Here is a 1,478-nt window from a genome sequence, read left to right as displayed (position 1 = left end):
GCTGCTGTGACGAGGGGTCCCCGAGGGGCTGCCCCGGTGGGGCGGGCGGACCCGCCGCGCCGCGCCCACCGGGATCCGGGGTGCTTCAGCCCCGGGAGGCGAGGTCGTGCTGGTAGTTGGGGCTGTCCGGGTTGAGCACGGAGTGCCGGCGTCCGTAGGCGAAGTAGATGATCAGCCCGATGACGAGCCAGACGCCGAACCGGGCCCAGGTCTCCCAGGGCAGCTGGAACATGAGGAACAGCGAGGCCAGCACGCCGAAGGCGGGCACGAAGGGCATCAGCGGCAGCCGGAAGGTGCGCGGGGTGTCGGGGCGGGTGTAGCGGAACAGGATCACCGACACGCACACCACCACGAAGGCCGAGAGGATGCCGATGTTGGTGAGGTCGGCCACCGCACGGATGGGGAACACCCCGGCGAGCAGGGCGGAGCCGATCCCGGCGATCCAGGTCACCCGCTGCGGGGTGCCGTTGCGGTCGGTGTGGGCGAACCAGCCCGGCAGCAGGCCGTCGCGGCTCATCGAGAACCACACCCGGGTGACGCCGAGCAGGAAGGTGAGCATGACGGTGAGGATCGACAGCACGGCGAACACCGAGATGATGGTGGCGATCACGGGCAGGCCCACCCCGTTGAAGGCGGAGGCGAAGCCGGCCTCGGGGTCGATGTCGCGGTAGTTCTGCATCCCGGTCAGCACCAGGGTCGCGGCGACGTAGAGGATCATCGCGATGATCAGCGACAGGATGATGGCCTTGGGCATGTGCTTCTTGCCGTCCTCGGCCTCCTCGGCGGCGGTGCTCATGGCGTCGTAGCCGAACACGGCGAAGAACACGGTGGCCGCCCCGGTGAGCACGGGGCCGAACCCGGTGGGCATGAACGGGTTGTAGTTCTGCGCGTCGATGTAGAAGACGCCCAGCCCGATGATGAACAGGATGAGCAGGATCTTGATGCCCACCGCGATGAGCTCGAAGCGGCCGAAGGTCTTGGTGCCGCGGCTGAGGATGAAGGTCACGAGCAGGCAGATCAGGATGGCGGGGAGGTTGATGATCCCGCCCTCGCCCTGGTCGGGGGTGGAGGTCATCCACACCGGCAGCTGGAGGCCGAAGCCGGTCAGGAACGCCCCGACGTAGCCGGAGATGCCGATCGCGACCACGGCGACGATGGCGATGTACTCCAGCAGCAGGTCCCAGCCGATGAACCAGCCGATGATCTCGCCCAGCGCCACGAACCCGTAGGTGTAGGCCGATCCGGCGCGCGGGATCATGCCGGCGAACTCGGCGTAGGACAGCGCGGCCGCGGCGGAGGCCAGTCCGGCGATGAGGAAGGAGAACAGCACCGCGGGACCGACCCCCGGGTTGTCCGGGTCGCCGTGGGCCACGAGTCCGGCCAGCGAGAAGATGCCCACGCCGATGATGCCGCCGACACCGATCGCGGTGAGCTGCCACAGCCCCAGGCTCTTGGTCAGCACCCCGTGCGTGCCCTCC

At 68.8% G+C, this 1,478-nt stretch carries 1 protein-coding gene; it reads right to left on the bottom strand.

Going from position 1 to position 1,478, the window contains the following annotated elements; translation table 11 throughout:
* Nucleotides 1-85: 85 nt before the first annotated feature.
* The coding region (locus ACYVM4_RS18415; RefSeq protein WP_460669489.1) for an amino acid permease at nt 86-1,478 on the bottom strand (1,393 nt) is incomplete at its 5' end.

It is taken from the genome of Kocuria himachalensis, assembly GCF_054784195.1.
Note: the sequence above shows the minus strand (reverse complement) of the source record. Positions and strands in the feature narration are given on the sequence as shown.